General features: G+C 31.5%; 22 protein-coding genes. 16 read left to right on the top strand and 6 right to left on the bottom strand.

The genetic code is table 11. The features are described 5' to 3' along the window. Positions 1–61 precede the first annotated feature (61 nt). The 13 genes from BMX03_RS07760 (at position 62) to BMX03_RS07700 (ending at position 11,303) form a co-directional block, all read left to right on the top strand. On the top strand, positions 62–1,009 hold the full coding sequence (locus tag BMX03_RS07760; protein ID WP_008537297.1) for a nitronate monooxygenase: 948 nt from the start codon (positions 62–64) through the stop codon (positions 1,007–1,009). Positions 1,010–1,135: 126 nt separating this feature from the next. After that, positions 1,136–2,038, top strand: coding sequence for a metal ABC transporter substrate-binding protein (locus BMX03_RS07755; protein ID WP_091694720.1), 903 nt, complete (start codon positions 1,136–1,138; stop codon positions 2,036–2,038). Positions 2,039–2,057: 19 nt separating this feature from the next. After that, positions 2,058–2,432, top strand: a complete 375-nt coding sequence (acpS, locus tag BMX03_RS07750) for a holo-ACP synthase (protein WP_022228383.1) — start codon at positions 2,058–2,060, stop codon at positions 2,430–2,432. A 7-nt stretch (positions 2,433–2,439) separates the two neighbouring features. Then, a complete protein-coding gene (locus BMX03_RS07745; protein WP_091694717.1) occupies positions 2,440–3,996 on the top strand; it encodes an NAD(P)H-hydrate dehydratase in 1,557 nt (518 codons plus the stop codon). Positions 3,997–4,397: 401 nt separating this feature from the next. Continuing rightward, positions 4,398–4,772 (top strand): type II toxin-antitoxin system PemK/MazF family toxin, encoded by a 375-nt coding sequence (locus tag BMX03_RS07740; RefSeq protein WP_008537301.1) that lies wholly within the window; start codon positions 4,398–4,400, stop codon positions 4,770–4,772. A 148-nt stretch (positions 4,773–4,920) separates the two neighbouring features. Then, positions 4,921–5,787: a ComEC/Rec2 family competence protein gene (locus BMX03_RS07735; RefSeq protein WP_008537302.1), complete on the top strand. Its 867-nt coding sequence runs from the start codon at positions 4,921–4,923 to the stop codon at positions 5,785–5,787. Positions 5,788–5,813: 26 nt separating this feature from the next. Next, positions 5,814–6,032, top strand: coding sequence for a DUF3006 domain-containing protein (locus BMX03_RS07730; RefSeq protein WP_008537303.1), 219 nt, complete (start codon positions 5,814–5,816; stop codon positions 6,030–6,032). 18 nt (positions 6,033–6,050) lie between these two features. Beyond that, positions 6,051–7,082 carry an N-acetylmuramoyl-L-alanine amidase family protein gene (locus BMX03_RS07725; RefSeq protein WP_091694714.1) on the top strand — a complete coding sequence of 344 codons (1,032 nt, stop codon included), beginning with the start codon at positions 6,051–6,053 and terminating at the stop codon, positions 7,080–7,082. A gap of 27 nt (positions 7,083–7,109) precedes the next feature. Next, entirely contained in the window at positions 7,110–7,718 is a 609-nt protein-coding gene (locus BMX03_RS07720) for a GerMN domain-containing protein (protein WP_015563189.1), read from the top strand. Between the two features lie 29 nt (positions 7,719–7,747). Further along, complete coding sequence (locus BMX03_RS07715) at positions 7,748–8,632, top strand: aldose 1-epimerase family protein (RefSeq protein ID WP_091694711.1); 885 nt, start codon at positions 7,748–7,750, stop codon at positions 8,630–8,632. Positions 8,633–8,677: 45 nt separating this feature from the next. Further along, entirely contained in the window at positions 8,678–9,223 is a 546-nt protein-coding gene (locus BMX03_RS07710; protein ID WP_022228378.1) for a beta-class carbonic anhydrase, read from the top strand. Positions 9,224–9,357: 134 nt separating this feature from the next. Next, positions 9,358–10,005: a hypothetical protein gene (locus tag BMX03_RS07705; protein WP_022228377.1), complete on the top strand. Its 648-nt coding sequence runs from the start codon at positions 9,358–9,360 to the stop codon at positions 10,003–10,005. A gap of 29 nt (positions 10,006–10,034) precedes the next feature. Beyond that, positions 10,035–11,303 (top strand): hypothetical protein, encoded by a 1,269-nt coding sequence (locus BMX03_RS07700; RefSeq protein ID WP_091694708.1) that lies wholly within the window; start codon positions 10,035–10,037, stop codon positions 11,301–11,303. 55 nt (positions 11,304–11,358) lie between these two features. Here BMX03_RS07700 and BMX03_RS07695 read toward each other — a convergent pair whose 3' ends face one another. The 6 genes from BMX03_RS07695 to BMX03_RS07670 form a co-directional block, all read right to left on the bottom strand. Then, positions 11,359–12,774, bottom strand: a complete 1,416-nt coding sequence (locus BMX03_RS07695) for an aminopeptidase (RefSeq protein ID WP_091694706.1) — start codon at positions 12,772–12,774, stop codon at positions 11,359–11,361. A gap of 130 nt (positions 12,775–12,904) precedes the next feature. Further along, positions 12,905–14,005: a dipeptide epimerase gene (locus BMX03_RS07690; protein ID WP_091694703.1), complete on the bottom strand. Its 1,101-nt coding sequence runs from the start codon at positions 14,003–14,005 to the stop codon at positions 12,905–12,907. Positions 14,006–14,029: 24 nt separating this feature from the next. Further along, positions 14,030–15,160, bottom strand: coding sequence for an amidohydrolase (locus BMX03_RS07685; RefSeq protein WP_091694701.1), 1,131 nt, complete (start codon positions 15,158–15,160; stop codon positions 14,030–14,032). Between the two features lie 47 nt (positions 15,161–15,207). Continuing rightward, positions 15,208–16,161: a S66 peptidase family protein gene (locus BMX03_RS07680; protein ID WP_015563197.1), complete on the bottom strand. Its 954-nt coding sequence runs from the start codon at positions 16,159–16,161 to the stop codon at positions 15,208–15,210. A 155-nt stretch (positions 16,162–16,316) separates the two neighbouring features. Then, the gene (locus BMX03_RS07675; protein WP_091694698.1) at positions 16,317–17,939 is read right to left on the bottom strand and encodes a peptide ABC transporter substrate-binding protein; all 1,623 of its coding nucleotides are present in this window, start codon (positions 17,937–17,939) and stop codon (positions 16,317–16,319) included. Between the two features lie 33 nt (positions 17,940–17,972). Beyond that, positions 17,973–18,740, bottom strand: a complete 768-nt coding sequence (locus BMX03_RS07670) for a serine hydrolase (protein WP_091694695.1) — start codon at positions 18,738–18,740, stop codon at positions 17,973–17,975. 282 nt (positions 18,741–19,022) lie between these two features. On the opposite strand from BMX03_RS07670, the gene gdhA reads away from it, so the two are divergent. From gdhA to BMX03_RS07655, 3 genes are all read left to right on the top strand, one after another. Beyond that, positions 19,023–20,372: an NADP-specific glutamate dehydrogenase gene (gdhA, locus tag BMX03_RS07665; protein ID WP_018998675.1), complete on the top strand. Its 1,350-nt coding sequence runs from the start codon at positions 19,023–19,025 to the stop codon at positions 20,370–20,372. 302 nt (positions 20,373–20,674) lie between these two features. Further along, positions 20,675–21,304 (top strand): IS607 family transposase, encoded by a 630-nt coding sequence (locus BMX03_RS07660; protein ID WP_091694692.1) that lies wholly within the window; start codon positions 20,675–20,677, stop codon positions 21,302–21,304. Continuing rightward, positions 21,282–21,453 (top strand): helix-turn-helix domain-containing protein (locus BMX03_RS07655; protein WP_177159369.1); only part of this gene is annotated, 172 nt, incomplete at its 3' end. The genes BMX03_RS07660 and BMX03_RS07655, both read left to right, overlap by 23 nt.

The raw sequence follows: 21,453 nt of genomic DNA, 5'->3' as shown, positions 1-21,453 counted from the left end.
ATACTAAAATAAGATTTGAATTAAAATTGAGCAAAAAGATTTTTCATTTAGGAGGATTATAATGGCAAAGTCTATTACTGAAGTTTTAGGTATAAAATATCCAATTATTCAAGGCGGTATGGCTTGGATTTCTGATGCAAAACTTGCAGCAGCTGTTTCTAATGCTGGTGGTGCAGGTATTATTTCTTGTGGTGGTAGAACTACAGAATATGTTCGCGAAGAAATCCGCAAAGCAAAACAATTAACAGATAAACCATTTGGTGTAAATGTAATGCTCATGGCACCAAATAAAGATGAAATCGTAGATGTTATCTGCGAAGAAAAACCTGCTTTTGTTACTTTAGGTGCAGGAAATCCAGTTCCATATTTTGCAAAATTAAAAGAAGCAGGTATAAAAGTAATTCCTGTAATTCCAAATGTAAAACTTGCAAAACGTGTAGCAGCTGCTGGTGCTGATGCTATGGTAGCAGAAGGTATGGAAGCTGGCGGTCATATTGGCGTATTGACTACAATGGCTCTTATGACACAAGTAATTCCAGAGATAAAAGATATTCCAGTTGTTATGGCTGGTGGCTTCGGCGATGGTCGTGGTTTAGCAGCAGCTATGCTCATGGGTGCTGGCGGTGTACAGATGGGTACTCGTTTCTTAGTAGCAGAAGAATGTTCTGTTCATGAAAATATGAAACAAAAATTAATTGAAGCTGTAGATACAGATACTATTGTTACAGGTCTTACTCTTGGTGGTGCTGTACGTGGTATTAAAAATAAATTCTCTACAGAATTTGTACAAAAAGAAAATGAAGGTAAAACTTCTAAAGAAGAACTTATTCGCATGGCAACAGGTACAAATAAATTAGCAGCTGTTGAAGGTGATGTAGTAAATGGTATGATGCAGGCTGGTCAATCTTTGACTGTTTTACAAAAAGTAGAACCTGTAGCTACAATCATTGAAGATATCATGAAACAAGCTCGCGAAACATTATCTGCTGCAGCAACTATTAAACTTTGATATAAATTAATTTAGTGGCGAGTATATCGAGGATTTTATCCTTGGTAGTATCGCCACATTTTATATAATTTTGTATATATATTGGTGATGATTGAGGAAAAATAAAATCTTAAAGGAGTTTTTATTTTGAAAAAATTATTATTAGTGGTTTTGAGTTTGATGACAATGATGGTGTTTACAGCTTGTGGTAATGAAAAGACAAGTACAAGTCAAGAGGATAAAGCAAATTCAGAGGATAAAATAAAAATTGTTACATCTTTTTATCCAATTTATATAGAAACTTTGAATGTTACAAAAGGAATTGATGGGGTAGTTGTAGAAAATATGACTAAACCACAAACAGGTTGTTTACATGATTATCAAATGACACCAGCTGATATGAAAAAGTTAGAAAATGCAGATGTTTTCATAGCTAATGGAGCTGGTATGGAATCTTTTTTACAAGATGTAATTGATAATCAGAAGAATTTAAAAGTTGTTGAAGCTGCTAAAGGCATTGAATTATTAGCAGATGAACATGGAGAAAATCCACATGTGTGGGTTAGTGTATCTAATTGTATGACACAAGTACAGACAATTGCTGATGAATTGAGTAAATTAGATCCTGAACATGCAGATGCTTATCAAAAAAATGCCAAAGAATATATTGCTAAATTGGAAGATTTAAAACAAGATATGCATAATCAGATTGATAATTTACCACATAAAGATATTGTTACATTCCATGAAGCATTTCCTTATTTTGCTAAAGAATTTAATTTAAATATTGTTGGTGTAATTGAACGTGAACCAGGAACAGCGCCAACACCTAGTGAATTAGATGAAATTATTGCACAAGTAAATGATTTACAGGCAAAGGCTTTATTTGCAGAACCACAATATTCATCAACAGCAGCCAAAACGATTGCCAATGAAACAGGAGCTAAAGTTTATACCTTAGATCCTGTAGTAACAGGAGAAAATGATCTTGATGCTTATATCAAGGCTATGAAACAAAATGCACTTACATTACAAGAGGCATTAAAATAAAATAAAGGGTGAAGTATGAATGATAAAGGGTACAGGTGTTGATATCATAGAAATATCAAGAATAGAAAAATCCTTAACCAATGAAAAATTTATCGAGCGCATTTTTACAAAAAAAGAACAGGAATATTGTAATTCTAGAAAACAAATGGCAGTTTCTTCTTATGCAGCTAGATTTGCAGCTAAAGAAGCTGTAGTAAAAGCGTTGGGTACAGGTATATCTGGTGGAGGATTGTGGACTGATATTGAGATATTACCAGATGATGATGGAGCACCACATGTAAAACTTTATGGATATTTTGCATATATAGCTACAAAAAGAAAGATATATAATATTTTTATCTCCTTGAGTCATTGCAAAGAATATGCAGTAGCTCAAGCTATCTTGGAGGGATAATGATAATATGAAAATTGCATCTGCTGAACAAATGAGACAAATTGATAATGAAGCGATTAATCATTTTGGTATACCAGAAATAGCTTTAATGGAAAATGCAGGGCATGAAATAGCAAAAGAAGCTATGAATTTATGCAAAGATATAGCTGTAGCTAGACAGAGCTATTGCATTTTAGCTGGTTGTGGTAATAATGGCGGAGATGGCTTTGTAGCAGCTAGACATTTAATGAATAATGGTGCAAAAGTTAAGATTTTTATTTTAGGAAATACAGAACATTTTACACCATCTGCTAAAATTAATTACAATGTTTTAGTGAATATGAAAGCTGAAATATACCATATTGTTTCTGAACGTGATTGGACTCGTTTGCAAATATCAATAACTTTTTCTGATTGTATTATTGATGCTTTGCTAGGTACAGGTATTCATGGACAATTACGAGAAAACATTAAAAAATGTATCCAAATAGTAAATACTTCGAATAGACCTGTTTTATCAGTAGATATGCCAAGTGGTGTTAATGCTAATACAGGAGTAGTGGAAAGTGATGCTATTTTTGCCACTACTACAATTACTTTTGGTTTACCAAAAATTGGTTTGATTATGTATCCTGGTTGCAAACATACAGGTAATATAATCGTAAAAACTATTGGCATACCAAATGATTTATTGACTAAAGAAGATATAAAACAAGAAGCTATAGATGAAGCTTTTGTAAAAGCACATTTAGCTTCAAGAGCAGATGATGTATATAAAGGTTCTTGTGGAAAAGTTTTAACTTTAGCAGGTTCAACAGGTTATACAGGCGCTGCTTGTTTATCTAGCCAAGCTGTATTAAAAATAGGTGCTGGCGTATCTACACTTATTTCTGCTGAAAGTTTATATGATATTTTATCCATGAAAAATACAGAAGTCATGGTAAAACCATTGCCAGAAATATTGCCTGGCGTATTAGGCGATAGTGCTGTGGAAAATATAAAAGATATAGCTAAAGATTTTGATGTAGTTTTAATGGGACCTGGACTTGGTAGAAATGATGAAACATGTCAAATGGTAAGAAAATTAGCTATTGATTTAGATAAACCTTTAGTATTAGATGCTGATGCTATTTTTGCTTTTAGCCAAGCACCTGATGAATTAAAGAAAATAAAACAAATGCCAATACTCACACCTCATTTGGGAGAAATGGCAAACCTATTGCATATCACTATTTCAGATTTAAAAGATAATCTTTGGGAAATAGCTAGAAAAGCAGCAGAATATTTTAATGCAATATTTGTGTTGAAAAGTGAAAAAACACTTGTTGTTTATCCAGACGGAAATATATTTGTAACTACAGTTGGCAATGCAGGTATGGCAACAGCCGGCAGTGGTGATGTTTTAGCTGGTACAATAGCGGGTATTGTAGCTGAAAAATTAGCTGGAAAAATGTCAGCTCCAGTGGGCGTTTATTTACATGGACTTGCTGGTGATTTAGCTGGAGAAAATGGACAGGCTGGTTTAATAGCAGGAGATATTTTATTAAATCTGTCTAAAGCTCGTAAACAAATAGACATTAAATAAGGTACTAATTGAGATAATATTTGTAATAAAGGGCAATAGTTCACTATTTTGGACATATAGTAAATTTTATTGCCCTAATAACAAAAATTTAGCTTAATTTTGTAAAACTATTTTGCAAACAAATAGTAAAAAAGATGTATGCTTATTAAAAATATGTTATAATGAGCTTAGTTGATAGGAAAATATAGGATTTTTAAATAAGCAAGAAGCTTAAGTCAAGACAGTTTGTTATACTAGAAGTAATTTTTATAAAAATCAATGATATTAGCAATTTCTTAATATGTTGGAGGAAACATATTAAATATAAATGACTACAAAGTCGCGTTAGTCATATTTTATTTAGAAAAGGAGTTGAAAGCCTGAGGCAAGAGCGCAATTTATTATTTAATAAATTTCTTGTAATGGTGTATCCGCTGAGAAGAAATGAGATTGTAAAGCGTGGCGATATATATTATGCTAATTTAAGCCCAGTAATTGGCTCAGAGCAAGGTGGACTACGACCAGTACTCATTGTACAAAATGATATTGGTAATAAATATAGTCCAACTATTATAGTAGCTGCAATTACTGCCAAATTAGGTAAGACACATATGCCTACACATGTTGATTTGCCTGCAAAATACTGTAATTTAGAACGAGATTCTATGGTATTGTTAGAACAATTACGTACTATTGATAAATCTCGATTGAGTAAGAAAGTTACCACGCTGGATAAAAATTTTATGCAGGAAGTAAACAAGGCATTGATGATTAGTTTAGGGCTAGTTAAGTTCTAAACTAAATTGATTAAAAAAGTAAAACGAATTGTCTATACATAAAAAATTTTATATAATAGTTGATGTATGCGGAGTGCTCCTGATGATTTTAAGGAGCACTTTTGCTATATAACTTAATATCAAATTAAATTGGTGAAAGGTTGATAGAATGAAAAAGATTGTTGCCTTATTGATGATTTTGTGCAGTTTATTTTTATGGGGTTGTGGAAAAGATAATGCTACACAGTCAGCAAATAAAGACGAAGCTTTAAAAATAGAGATGTTAGATATCGGTCAAGGTGATGCAACGCTTATACAAACAAAAGAACAAACTATCATGATTGATACAGGCGATATTGATGAGCGTGATAATTTAGTTAAATTATTGAAGGAAAGAAATATTACAACTATTGATAAATTAATCATAACTCACCCGCATGCAGACCATTTGGGTGGAGCTTATGCAGTATTTAAGAATTTTGAAGTCAAAGAAGTTTATGATAATGGAGACCCTACAACAACACAAACATATAAGACTTATTTAAAAAATATAAAAGAGAAAAAAATAAAATATCAACAATTATCAGCAAATGATGAATTAGATTTTGGTAGTGGCGTAAAATTCAAAGTTTTTAGCCCTACAAAACAGATGTTAAAATCTGGAGATGATTTAAATAATAATTCTTTAGTTGGTCAATTAAAATACAATGATTTTACAATGATGTTCACAGGAGATGCTGAAAAAGAAGCTGAAGAAAATATGGTGAAAACATATGGTAGTGAGCTCGCTTCATTAGTATTAAAATCTCCTCATCATGGCAGTAGAACATCTTCAAGTGAAGCTTTTCTAAAACAAGTAGATGCTAAAACGGTATTGATTTCTTTAGGTGCTGGTAATGAATATGGACATCCGCATAAACAAACTATGGAACGTTATAAAAAATTAGGTATGAAAGTATATGAAACAGATAAAAATGGTTCTATTACTATAACAAGTGATGGTAGTAAAGATTATAAAATTACTACAGAAAAATAAAATATAAATAAAATCGAGGCAAAGATATGATAAGTGCTGTTATTGATAGATTTGAAGAAGATAAAGTTGTATTATTAGTAGGGGAAGATGAACAAAAAGTTGTTTTTCCTAAGAATTTATTAGATGAGAATTTAAAGGAGGGAGATTATTTATCTATAGATATTAAATATGATGAAGTAGCTACAAAAAAAGCTGTAGCAGAAATAGAAGATTTATTAAAGTCCTTAAAAAATGATAATAAATAAATTAAAGAGGTAGTAAGAGTGTATAATTTATTAAAAAAGGTAATTTTATGTTCAGTTGTTTTGTTGCTTATGGTCATACCAAATATTTCTTTGGCTAAAAGTAGTGTAAATGTAGAAAAAATTTCTCATAATCTTATGACTTCAGAGCAAGGAGATACGTATCTTCATATAGAAATAAATACTAATAGAGAAGTAAAAAACTTTTCTATTCAGGAAAATCCTAATAATAAATATCAATTGATTTTTAATATAGAAGATGCTCAAATAAGTAATATATCAAGACAAGAAAAATTAGATGGAAATATCGCTAAAAAAGTATTTTTACAAGAAAAAAAGGATACAGTTCAAGGAAAAATATATTTACAAGAAGAAGTAAATAATAATTACAAAATATATAGTTTAGGTAAAAAAGGTATAGCAATCGATATTTTTAATAGTGTAGTGAATACTCCTGTAGTTAGTGATGTAGCTTTGAGTAATGTAAAAAATAAAATAATCACTATTGACCCAGGTCATGGCGGTTCTGATTCTGGAGCTGTAGGACATAATGGATATACAGAAAAAGAGGGAGCTTTTGCTATATCTCAAAAAGTAGCTTCTATTTTAAATCAATCAGGAGCTAAAGTGGTTATGACTAGAGATAGTGATGTCGATGTTTATGGTCCAAATGCTTCTGCAAGAAATGAATTACAAGCACGTGTTGATGTAGGAAATAATGCAAATTCAGATATATTTGTTAGTATTCATTGCAATGCTTTTGTAAATCCTGCTGCAAATGGCACACAGACATTTTATTATGGTTCTAGCTATCAAGGACAAAGATTAGCACAAAGCATTCAAGAAAAAATGATTGAAGCTAATGGCTTGCGTGATAGAGGCATTTCCACTTGTAATTTTTATGTAGTAAAACATTCTTATATGCCAGCTGTACTCATTGAAACAGCTTTTATTACTAATTATGATGAAGAAGCTTTATTAAGTGATGATGAATGGCAAACAACAATGGCAAAAGCTATAGCAGAAGGTATTAACGAATATTTTAGCAATTAATTAATATAATTTGAGAGGCGAAAAATAATGAGAGTAAAAATAAAATCTATAAAAGGTTTATTAGCAGTTTTATCAATATCTATTTTAACAATTACTTCTGGTTGTACAGAGCAAGGTACGAATTTAGAAAAAAGTTCTTCTAGCTCTGTACAGGAAAATGTAAATAAAGAAGTAAGTTCTTCTAGCACTAGTGCAAGTGATATGGACCAAACAAACGAAAAGAAAGTATCTGGTGTTACAATTTATTTCCCTGATGCTAATGGTGAAAAATTAATTCCAACACAAAGACAGATAAATTTAAATCGTGAAGATAAATACAAAGCTGTTGTACAAGCATTAATAGATGGACCTATTTCTGATAAAGAAGGTATCTATATCATGCCAAAAGATACACAAGTTTTATCAGTTAAAGTAAATAATAATATTGCCACTGTTGATTTTAATAAAGCATTTAAAACAAATTTCACAGGTGGTTCTACTGGGGAATTAATGTTGATTGGCTCTATTGTAAATTCTTTAACAGAATTCAAAGATATAAAAGCAGTTCGCTTTACTGTTGAAGGAAAAGTATTAGAAGCATTAGATAATCATTTAGATTTAACAGTACCTCAAGAACGCATGGGAGATTTGTTATAAAAAATAAAACATAAGAAGGTGTTTTTTTCATGTTAAAAACGTTAGAAAATGATATTTTACGCCTCACTGTAGATACTCATGGTGCTGAAATTCATAGCCTTGTAGCTAAAGATACAGGTATTGAATATATTTGGCAGGCTGACCCTAATTACTGGCAAAGACATGCGCCAATCTTATTTCCTATTGTTGGTAAATTAAAAAATGGTCAATATGAATATGATGGAACTGTTTATCGTATGCCAGGTCATGGTTTTGCTCGTGATAAAGAATTTGAGTTTAGCGGACAGACAGAAAATTCTTTGGAATACACATTGACTTATGATGAAGATACATTGAGAATGTATCCATTTAAGTTTAAATTGACAGTTACCTATACTATTAATTTTGCAGAAATAAAAGTTTCATGGAAAGTAGAAAATCTTGATACAAAAGAAGATATGTATTTTTCCATTGGTGCTCACCCTGCATTTAATTGTCCAATTGGCGTTGAAGGCTCTTTTGATGAACATGAACTCGAGTTTGAACAGACAGAAGCTAATCCATTGACTTCTTATCATGTAAATTCTGCAGGAGTATTTGATGGCGGAGTAGCTCCAGTAAAACTTGTTTATGGTAAAGTATTGCGCTTAAACCATGATTTATTTATTGAAGATGCTCTAGTATTTAAAAAATTATTTTCTGAAGAAGTGAAATTAACTAATACAGCAAACAATCATTTTGTAAAAGTTAATTTCAAAGGTTTTCCATATCTTGGCATTTGGACAAAACCAGTGAAAGCACCATTTTTATGCATTGAACCATGGTATGGTTTAGCTGATAGCACTCAAAAAACAGATTTTTCCAATAAAAAAGGTATATTGCATTTAGCACCAAGTAAGCAATTTGATGCTTTTTATACAATTACTATTGGGTAGTCTATAAATTAAATAAATAAAAAAGGAGCTTGGATAAGAAGATATATGACGCTTTTAGATGAAGTTTTACAGGCAAATCAAGCTTATCTTGAACATACACAAGAAGTGAATACTTGGAGTAAATATCCACAAAAACATCTAGCTATTGTTAGTTGTATGGATACGCGTTTGGTTGAATTATTAGAGCCAGCACTTGGTATTCGTCGCGGTGAAGTCAAAATGATAAAAACGGCAGGCAATACAATAACTAGTAAATTTGATGATGTAATTCGCAGTTTGTTAGTTTGTATTTATCAATTTGATATCAAGGAAATTATGGTTATTGGTCATTATGGTTGTGGTATGGCAACAGCTACTTCAAAAGAATTGATTGATACTATGATAAAACGTGGTATTGATGGAAAAGCTATTGATAAAATAAAAGATGAATTATCCCAATGGATTGATACATTTCACAATCCTAAGGATAATGTGGAAAAAAGCGTAGCAAGTATACATGAAAATCCATTAATTCCTAATGATATCCCCGTACATGGTTTAATCATTAATCCAGATACAGGAAAAGTTGATGTGGTAGTAAATGGTTATTAAGGATAGATAAATAAAACAGAGTATAGCTTATCGAAAGAAAAGTTATACTCTGTTTTTATTTTGTGATAGTCTTAAATATTTATGATATAATTAATAATAATTTGTGGATATTAATAGTTAATGGAGGTTTTTTTATGAATAATATAATCAAAATATGTATAATTTTTACGTTACTTAGTTTCTTGCCCTCGATATCTACAGCTCAAGTGTCTAGTGAATATATGGGAGATAAAAAACAAACATATAGTTTAGCTTATCCAGTAGTAGATATAGAGGATAAAAAGATTGAAGACAAAATAAATGAAGATATTGAAGCACAGCTTGAAGATTTAAAAGAAAAGATAGAAAAACATGTATATAGCAAAGTTGATATGACTTATTATGAAAAATATGAAGATGATAATATTATTTCTTTGATGTTTTATGTGAATAAGAAAAAGAAATTCTCTAATAGTATGGAATTAGAAGGTTATACTATCACATATGATAAACATACTGGCGAACGTGTACCTATGAGTAGATATCTAAATATCAATTTAGAACAATTGCAAGATGCTTTGAATAACAGCCAAGCTTATGCCGTTGATGGTTTGGATAATGGTGTTAATTTATCAAAAAGAATACCATATGTAAGTCATAATTATTTTATTTGTCATGATGGTTCAATAGGTTTATTGTATCAAGCTGGCGATTTGATGGAAGTGGAAGCTGGTGCTTGTAAGATTGTAGTATCACCAGAAACTATTGCCAAAGTAAATGAACTAAATAAAGCTAATGAATAAAAATAAAATATAAAGTGGGTGATAGTGTCATGGAAGATTATGGATTATTAGCCATTTTAGTTTTTTTAATATTTTTGTTGACAGTAGGTTTAATAATAACAAAAAAAGTAGAATTTGTACGTGCTTTGCCAGCTTTTGGTATAGTTACAGCGATATTAGCTGGCACTCCCATAATAGGCAGTGAATATAGCATTGCTGATTATGTTATTGTAAAAGGAGCTACGACTTTAGCTGAGCCGATGTTTATTTATATTTTAAGTGTGATGCTAGCAATATTTATTGTAGAATTTAAATTAGATGAGAGTATAAATCATTTATGTTTAAAGTATTTGCAACATAATTTAAAAGGTATCTTATGGGTAGTAGCTATTTTGACAATAATCGTTTCTAGTATAATAACAAATTTTAGTTCGATAATTTTGATTGCTATTATATTTATGCCTATTTTGTTAAAAATAGGATTTAATAAGCAAGGTTCAGTCGTGTTGTTATTATTATCTAGTGCGATAGGTAGTTGTTTAAATCCTGGATATCATATTTTGTACGCTAATTTATTGTCATGGAATATTGATAAAGTAAAAGATTTTTATTATATCATGGCAATTGTTGGCGTTATAGCTTTAGTTTTTTATATTTTATTGAACAGTAAATATGTTAAAGATATTGAAAGCATAGATTATGAGCAGAAAAATATAAAAGTAAATTGGCAGGGATTATGTACTATTTTCATACCATTTATAGCTGTTTTTGGCTTTAAATTAAATATTGAAACAGGTTTAATTTTAGCCTTATCTTATGGCTTTTTAGCTATGGGCTCCAAGCAGCCATTTATGGATATGTTGGAATTATTGAAGGTTAGTATTTATAAATCTACAAAGGTTATTATTTTATTATCAAGTGTGGGGATTTTCATGCATGCGGTAAAGACTCCAGAAGTTGTAGATTTAATGGCACCGTTATTGTTGCATTTAATGCCAAAATCGCCAACGCAATGTCTATTATTTTTCACGATATTATCACCACTTGTTTTATACAAAGGGCCTTTCAACTTGCAAGGTATGGGGGCTGGTCTAAGTGCTGTGATAATATCTTCAACATCTATGAATCCTATGGTATTAGGTATGGCACTATTATCGTTGAACAATTTGAGAAAAATGATGGACCCTTTAGATGTGCAAAATATAGCTTTGATGCAATATGTAGATGTGGATACTAATTTAGTTATCAAGAAAATTTTGCCTTATGCTTTGAGTATAAATTATATTATGTTATTTTATGCCTTAGTAGCTGTTGTATAAAAATAATAAAAAATGCCTTCATAAAGTTTTTAGCTTTAGAAGGCATTTTTTTATTTTAAGCGTCTTTTAAGAAAGCACTATATCCTTTTTTAGTTTCATAAACATCGATTTTGCTAGTGATTTCCCATGGGGAGTGCATATTCAATACAGCAACACCGCTATCTATTACTTGCATACCATATAGAGCCATGATATAAGCGATTGTTCCGCCACCGCCTAAGTCTACACGACCAAGCTCAGAAAATTGAATAGCTACATTATTTTTTTCCATGATAGCACGGATATTGCCGAGATATTCAGCATTAGCATCATTAGAGCCAGATTTTCCACGAGCTCCTGTAAATTTATTAAATGCCATACCATGACCAAGGTAAGCGATATTTTTCATATCAAAAGAACCTTTATACAAAGCATCATATGCAGAAGTTACATCAGAAGATAACATTTTGCAATTAGCAAGACAACGTCTTAATGTTAAATCGCTATATTGACCAAGTAAATTCAAAACTTCAGCTACAGCGTTTTCAAAGAAGCGAGATTGCATACCAGTAGCACCTACAGAACCGATTTCTTCTTTATCTACGAGAAGACAGCAAGCTGTGCGAGTCATACTTTTAGTTTCAAGCATAGCTACTAAAGAAGTATAAGCGCAAACTCTGTCATCTTGACCATAAGAGATGATCATACTACGGTCAAAACCAGCTTCTCTAGCACGACCAGCAGGAACTACTTCAAGTTCAGCAGAGAGGAAATCTTCTTCTTCGATACCGTATTTTTTGCCAACTATTTTTAAAACATTTGCTTTTACAGCATCTTTTTCAGCGCCATCAAGAGGAATAGAGCCAACTAAGATATCGAGGTTTTCACCTTCAATGACTTTAGCAGCATTTTTTTGCATTTGTTCTTGTGCTAAATGAATTAATAAATCTGTTACGCAAAATACAGGGTCATTATCATCTTCACCGATATTGATATCAACAATAGTTCCATCTTTTTTGGCTACAACGCCATGGATAGCAAGTGGAACAGTAACCCATTGATATTTTTTGATACCACCATAATAATGTGTATCCATATAAGCAAGTCCACCATCTTCATAAAGTGGATTTTGTTTGATATCAAGGCGAGGACTATCGATATGAGCACCTAGAATATTCATGCCATTTTCCATAGGTTCAGAACCGATATTGAATAATACAACAGATTTATTCATACATACGGAATAAACTTTATCACCAGCTTGAAGTGTTTCTTTATTAGTGATGATATCTTTTAAATCTCTATAACCAGCTCTTTGAGCTTGGAAAATAATTTCTTTTACACATTCACGTTCTGTTTTGCATTTACTTAAAAAATGACGATAGTTTAAGCAAAGTTTCTCTAATGCTTTTTTTTCAGAAGCGGAATAATTATTCCAAATATCTTTTTTAGCATTTTTTAATGCTTTTTTATCTTTTTTTTCTTTAGCCATATATAAACACCTCTTAAATGATAATTATTATATGCATAACAATTTTATTATAGCAAAGATTAAAATAAAATTTAATTATTAATTGAGATTTTTTATAAAGATACAAAAAAAGGCTAGAATTTTCTAGCCTTTATTTTATTTCAGTGATAAATTCCCAGTCTTTGATATCTGTTATGCCAAGACCATTGTTTTCATTTAAAATGATATGATTTTGTTTATAGGATATACCACCAACTATAGGGTCTGTGGCAAGTAAATCAGCTGCATCTAAATCTGCTTTAGTGATGATGGATTTACCACCAGCTAAACTAGCAGATGCTGTAATGCCTACTTTGGACTCGAGCATACAACCCATCATACATTCAACGCCACAAATTTTTGCCATGTCAGCGATTTTTAAAGCATTGTGAATACCGCCAGCTTTCATGAGCTTGATATTGATTAAATCGCAAGCTCTTTTAGCGAGAAGTTCAAATACTTCATATGTGCCAAAAGCTGATTCATCAGCCATGATAGGAGTGTCTACATTATCTGTTACAAATTTTAGACCTACAGTATCATGAGCGATTACAGGTTGTTCAATGAGTTCAATATTTAAATTTTTATCTTCAAATTGGCGAATTAGGCGAACAGCTTCTTTAGGTTTCCAACCTTGATTGGCATCTAGGCGAATGTTTATTTCATTGCCTACAGCATTTCTAATGGCAATAATGCGTTTAAAATCCAAAGCTGAGTCGTTGCCAACTTTGATTTTTAAATCAGTATAACCATTATTTACAGCTTCAAGCGCATCTTGAGCCATGATTTCAGGTTCGCGTAAGCTAATTGTTAAATCAGATTTTATATCTGTACGATAGCCACCTAATAATTTATATAATGGCAAATTGCACATCTGAGCGAATAAATCATAAATGGCGATATCTATAGCAGCTTTAGCAGAAGAATTATGAAGCATTGCTTTATCAATTTGATTGCAAATAGTTTCTAATTCGCAAATATCTAAGCTGATTAATTTAGGTGCAATGATATCATGAATGGCAGAGACTACAGACGCTTGACTATCTCCTGTGATGACAGCAGTTGGCGGAGCATTGCCAAAACCTATATTGCCTGTATCAGTGATTATTTTTATGATGATATCTTCGGCAAAGTCAACACGGCGCAGGGCTGTTATAAAAGGTTTTTTTAAGGGAATTTTAACTTTACCGATTTGAATTTGTATGATTTTCATAATGAATAAGACCTCAAAATATGATTATTTTTCAAATAGCACATCAATAGCAGTCATTGCCATAGCTTTAGCACCAATTAATGCTTGTTTCTTCGCATATTCAGAACCACTGGCATTAGCAAATTCTAAAGTGTGAACAAATAAATTATTGCCAATGCAAATAGTAGGTTGACAAGTTCTAGTAACATGACTGACATTGCCTACATCAGTAGAGCCATCAGCAAAATCATCAGGAAGTAGAGTATATTTTTCGCCAAGTAGAGAGAAATTTTCTTGATAATATTGATTTAATAGTTTATCACTGCGCAAGTTTTTATAAAGTGGCTCATAGTGATGCATTTTTAACTGTGTTTGATGTTTTAGCGCTATTTTTTGTGCTAATTTTTTGATTTGTGGAAGCATGACTTCTTCTAAATAATCTGTATCAAGACTGCGAATAGTAGCTCTTAGCGTAGCTTTAGCTGGAATGATATTAGGAGCTATGCCACCATCTGTGATAATTGTGCCAATGATATTAGGTTTAGTAAAGCTTTGCTTAAGATTTTTAAATTCTTGATAAAAATCTACAAGAGCATCTAAAGCATTGATACCGTGATATACAGGGTCAGCTACATGAGCTTCTTTGCCTAGAAATGTTATTTCTAAAGGGTGAGTGGCAAATGATGTGCCACCGATAGTTGTTTTATCATCAGGGTGAATGATTAAACATGCTTGTAAATCATCAAAATAACCATTATCGGCAATATTTAATTTAGCGCCAATAGTTTCTTCAGCAGGACAGCCGAAGATTACTGTTTGGGCAATTTTATCTGTTACAGCATTGAAAGCTAATCCAGCCCCTAGACTCATTAAACAAATGAGATTATGACCACAGCCATGACCAATATCAGGAAGGGCATCATATTCAGCTAAAAAGCCGATTTTTTTATCTCCATTTCCTTTAGTGGCAATAAAAGCAGTAGAAAATGTGTCTTTGAGAATAGGCGTGAATATAAATTGAAATTCTTCTAAAAGTTTTTTGAGATAATTTACCGCTTTTATTTCTTGCATACTGATTTCAGGATGTTGATGAAGATAATCAGCAAGTTTAGATAAGACGGGTTCGAGTTTATCAATTTCTTGACAGACTAATTGTTTTAAATCTTGTTTGTACATAAATAAAATCTTTCTAAAAATAAAATTAATTGATGAAATTAATAGAATTAACGTAATTTGCAGTGCGCTTCACTGATAAAGAAATTAATATTATCCTCAGTAATATTAATAGTAGCATTTACACCTAATGGCAAAAATGCATTTGTGCGTTCATGTCCTGCTGGGAAATTATAAATTGTAGGAACTTTGGCTAAATTAGCATACTGCTGTAAAATTTCTTTAACAGTAAATTCATAAGGTTCTTGTTTATTTGGTTGGCAATGAGAAAAATTGCCGAAGATTAAACCTTTGATGTCTTTTAGTAAACCGTTTTGCCAAAGTTGACGAAGCATACGGTCGATAGCATAAGCATCTTCACCGATATCTTCTAAGAATAAAATACTATTTTCCCCTTTTAATTCATAAGGAGTACCGCAAAGAGAAGTGATAACGCTTAGATTGCCACCGATTAACTTACCAAATGCTCTACCTGGATAAAATGATTCTAAATCATGTTTTTTAGGTAATGGAAAAGCACCGAGTGGAACAGACATGCGAAGACCACGACAAAAAGAAGAAATCGTATATTGCGTAGGTTTTCGTGATAAAGTTTTGAGCATAGGTCCATGAATAGTAACAAGTCGGCTATTTTGTCCAATGGCAGTATGAAGAGCTGTAATATCGCTAAAACCTATTAATAATTTTGGGTGTTTGCGGATTAAATCGTAATCTAATAAATCAAGAATACGTGTACAACCATAGCCACCACCAAAACATAAGATAGCATCAACTTCATCATCAGCAAAAAATTTATTGAGTTCACTTGCTCGCAATTTATCAGAACCTGCGAGATAACCTTCATTTGTTTTTAAAGTTTTGGAGATTTTTGTTTTATAACCCCATTGATGCAAAAGTTCAATGCCAGGAGTATAATCAAAATCTGCACAAGCAGTAGCTGGCGCTATGATGCCAATACAACTACCAATGCCAAGAATTTTGCCTTTGTGGCGAGTCTTCATCATAAAGGAAGCCTCCTTTATTCATAAATATTATTAATAAATCTAATTATTAGAATAGCATTTGAATAAGTATGAGTCAATTAAATGTTTTGACTTTATTGAAAATATAAAAGAAAAAACCATTATATTTAAATATATAATGGTTTTACTTATAAGATTTATTTTTCGGAAGCTTTTTCAGGGGAATTTTCGATATATGCTTCTTTAAAATCGATAGTGCCTAATATTGACCAGCGATAATTTTTTACATAAGGTTGAGCTATATAAGGTTGAGTAGTGTAATAAATCGGTAAGACAACAGCATCGTCCATCAAGATTTTTTCAGCTTCATGCATTGCTTGCATGCGAATTTCTTGATTGTTTGTATTTTGAGCTTTACGAATTAAATCATTATAAAGTGGATTGTGATATTGACCATCGTTATTTTCATCAAGATATACGTCCATAAAAGTCATAGGGTCGGCATAATCTCCAATCCATGAAGCACGAGCTACTTGGAAATTTCCTGTATTTCTAGCGTCTAAATACACTTTTGATTCTTGATTTAAAAGTTCTACATTGACGTTTAAATTTTCTTTCCACATAGCTTGGATTACTTCGGCTACAGCTTTATGCATTTCATTTGTATTATATAAAATAGTTATAGGAGGAAGACCTTCGCCATTTGGATATCCAGCTTCACTGAGTAATTCTCTTGCTTTTTGTGGATTGTATTCTACGAGATTGCCACCTTCACGGCGAAAATCTTGTTTAGTTATAGGATTAGTAAGCCCAGGAGGAACCCAAGCATAAGCTGGCTCTTTGCCACCTTTAATTACATTACTGACAAGTTTTTTTCTATCCACAGCCATAGAAAAAGCTTTACGCACTAGAGGATTATCAAATGGAGCTTTTTGTGTATTGAAACTATAATAATAAGAGCCTAAATAAGGACTCATTTTGAATAAGCCTTCTTTAGTCAAGCGTTCTTGTTCAGAGATTGGCGGTTCTACAGTGATATTAGCTTGACCACTTTCTACCATAGAAACACGAGTGGATTGAGATTCACTGATAGGCCATTGCATATTTTCAAGTTTAACTTTATCCTTATCCCAATATTTATCATTTTTGACAAATTGTAATTGATTAGAATGTATCCAATGAGTTAAAACGAAAGGCCCATTAGAAACAATTTTATCATTAGCTGCCCAGATTTCAGGGTCTTTTTCAACAACATGACGTGGTACAGGATAATAAGCATGAAAGGCAGTTAAATTTAAAAAATATGTGATAGGTGCTTTTAATTTTACATATAGAGTTTTATCATCTAAAGCTTTTATCCCTACTTGGTCAGCAGATACTTCTTGTTTGAAAAAGGCTTCACCATTATTTAATGGATACATCATATAAGCATTTTCAGAAGCTGTTTGAGGGTCAAGTACGCGTTTCCATGCATATTCAAAATCATGAGCAGTAAGAGGTGTACCATCATTCCAGAGAAGATTATCACGCAAATGGAATGTGTATTCTGTGCCGTCTGGAGAAATATCCCAACTTTTAGCTGCTGCTGGTTGAGGTTGTTCATGTTCATCTAAACGAGTCAAACCTTCAAATAAAGCAAGTTCTACATTTGATTCAGCGAGAGCTGTACTTTTAGCAGGGTCTAAAGTAGATGGTTCGCTTTCTAAAGCATAGCGAACAGTATCATCAGTCATAGCTTCATCACTACAACCACTGATGAGGAAACTATATACTATGAATATAGAAATTAAAATTAATTTAGGTGAAATAATTTTAAACATATAATCAGTCCTTTAATGATTAGATAATCAAATTTATTTTTGTGCTAGATAATTATAAATATATTGCCCTAATTTTCCCATTTCACGACCACCGATAGCATTTGATTTTAAATTAGAAGCAAAAATAATAATACTATAAGTGCCAAAATCTGCTTCTAAAATACCACCATCATGTTCGACAAAATCAAGCATACCTGTTTTATGATGGAATACAATATCTTCATCCCAATAATAAGGAATGCGGTCTCTAAATTGTTGGCGAGCTAAGATTTGCCATGCGATATTAAACCTTGCTAAATGACGATTATCATAGATATGACAAAGTAATTTATGGTAATCATTTACAGTTAAATAATTTTCTCTACCTTGCTTACTTGCTTCAAAATCCATCATATAACGTTGAATTTTTGTCTGTTTTAAATTTAATTTATCAGCATAAGCTTGAATATTATGCATACCTAATTTTTTTATGAGAATATTTGTAGCTAAATTATCACTAAGGACAATCATTAGACTAGCAAGAGCTTTGATGCTGACTTTTGTATCACTATCCATTTCTTGTAATGCGCCACCACCTTCAACATGTGGTACATAATCAATAGAGATTTTTTCATTAAAATCTAAATCACTAGCGCATAATGTAGCTAAAATAAGAACTTTAATCATACTAGCTGATTTATGAAGGTGATTTTCATTTAAGCAAATTATTTCTTGGGGATTTTTCAGATTGTAGATTAAATAAGACCAATCTCCATCTAATTTTTGTACATAATCATTTAGATAATTTTGTAATTTATTCATGATAACACATCTTTTCTGTATAATAATTAAATTATTATCTATTATATCATACTGTACACAAGAGCCAAAATACGTGATAAATACCTGCTATAATGGAGTTTGGAAATACTGTATACAGTATTTAATTGTAAATTTGTAAAAAAATATCTATGCAAGATAAAAATGACGTGCTATAATGATTTACGTTAAATACAGAAAAGGTATATAAGTAAAATTTATATATCTATTTTATTTTATGATTTGTGAATAAAGATATTTCTATCAAGGAGTTGTGGTTTAATCATGAGTTTAAAAAACGCATATTTACAGAAAGTTTACGACAAAGTAGTAGCTAAAAATCCAAACGAAGCAGAATTCCAACAAGCAGTTTATGAAGTTTTAGAATCTATTACACCTGCAATTGAAAAAAATCCTGCTTATGAAAAAGCTAATATTATTGAACGCATGGTTGAGCCTGAACGTATGATTACTTTCCGTGTAACATGGGTTGATGATAATGGTAACGTACAAGTAAATCGTGGCTATAGAGTACAATTTAACTCTGCTATTGGACCATACAAAGGTGGTCTTCGTTTACATCCTTCCGTATGCGCTTCTGTAATTAAATTCTTGGGTTTTGAACAAGTATTGAAAAATTCTTTGACTACTCTTCCTATGGGTGGCGGTAAAGGCGGTAGTGATTTCGATCCAAAAGGTAAATCTGATATGGAAATCATGCGTTTCTGCCAAAGCTTCATGACTGAACTTGCAAAACATATCGGTGCAGATACTGACGTTCCTGCTGGTGATATCGGTGTTGGTGCTCGTGAAGTTGGTTACTTATTTGGTCAATACAAACGTCTTCGCAACGAATTCACTGGTGTATTAACTGGTAAAGGTTTATCCTTCGGTGGTTCTTTAGTAAGAACTGAAGCAACTGGTTATGGTTTATGCTATTTCGTTGAAGAAATGTTAAAAGATAGTAATACATCTTTTGCTGGTAAAGAAGTTGTAGTATCTGGTTCTGGTAACGTTGCTATTTATGCTGCTGAAAAAGCTATGGAATTAGGTGCAAAAGTTATTGCTATGAGCGATTCCAATGGTTATGTAGTAGATAATGATGGTATCAAACTTGATGTTGTAAAACAGATTAAAGAAGTTGAACGTAAACGTATTAAAGAATACGCTGAACGTGTTGAAGGTGCACAATATCATGAAGGTTGCAAAGGTATTTGGACTGTTAAATGCGATATTGCTCTTCCTTGTGCAACTCAAAATGAAATTGATCTTGAATCCGCAAAAGCTCTTGTAGCTAACGGCTGTAAAGTTGTTGGTGAAGGTGCAAATATGCCTTCCACTATTGATGCAATCAACTATTTCTTAGACAATAAAGTTCTCTTTGCTCCTGCAAAAGCTGCAAATGCTGGTGGTGTTGCTACTTCCGGTCTTGAAATGAGCCAGAACAGCGAACGTTTAAGTTGGACATTTGAAGAAGTAGATGCAAAATTACATTCAATCATGGTAAATATCTACAAAAATGCAGCAACAACTGCAAAAGAATATGGCTTTGAAGGTAACCTTGTAGTAGGTGCAAACATTGCTGGTTTCTTAAAAGTAGCAGATGCTATGCTTGCCCAGGGCTATGCTTATTAATAAGTAATTTAAAATATAGAATAAAGCAATTAAAAGTGCAGAAATTTATTTTCTGCACTTTTTTTATTTTGTAAAGCTGTCGTTAATCAATAAAAGCTTATAAATATCAAAAATAAATTCTTATTTAATAATTATTATTAATATGATATAATTAATAGTATAAAACTAGGATTTATAAATGATTTTAAATTTGATAATAATATAAATAAGGAGGCTTAAAGCTGTTATAAATAATATATAATTTTATATAAAAATCTATAAATTATTTAAAGATTATGATATAATACTATTGAGGTGATAATATGAAATATTACTCAATAGGAGAATTTGCAGACAAAATAGGGAAAACAATTCAAACTCTTAGAAATTGGGATAAAAATAATACTTTTAAACCTGCTTATGTAACTACTGGTGGTACAAGATATTATTCTCAAGAACAACTTAATAATTTTTTAGGTTTGAAGATAAAAACTAAAATAAATAAAAAAATTGTTGGTTATTGCAGAGTTAGTTCAACTAAGCAAAAAGATGACCTTGAAAGGCAAATTGAAAATGTAAGGACATATATGATTGCAAAAGGTTATCAATTTGAGATAATAACGGATATTGGAAGCGGAATTAACTATAATAAAAAAGGACTGAATCAATTAATTGATATGATTACTAATTCAGAGATTGAGAAAGTAGTAATTCTTTATAAAGATAGATTAATTAGATTTGGATATGAATTGATAGAAAATCTTTGTGAAAAATATGGAACAACAATTGAAATTATTGATAATACAGAGAGAACTGAAGAACAAGAGTTAGTAGAAGATTTAATTCAAATAGTTACTGTATTTAGTTGTAGACTTCAAGGAAAAAGAAGAGCTAATAAAGCTAAAAAAATGATTAAGGAGTTAATAGAAGATGATACTTGCGAAAGAAGTTAGAATTTATCCAACAAAAGAGCAAGAACAAAAACTGTGGCAATCTGTAGGAACTGCTAGATTCATCTATAATTATACTCTCGCAAAACAGGAAGAAAATTATAAAAATGGTGGTAAATTTATTAACGACGGAGTTATCAGAAAAGAATTAA

The organism is Megamonas sp. Calf98-2 (genome assembly GCF_900110235.1).
GTDB classification, from domain to species: Bacteria; Bacillota; Negativicutes; order Selenomonadales; family Selenomonadaceae; genus Megamonas; species Megamonas funiformis.
This window is presented reverse-complemented; position numbering and strand designations above follow the sequence as displayed.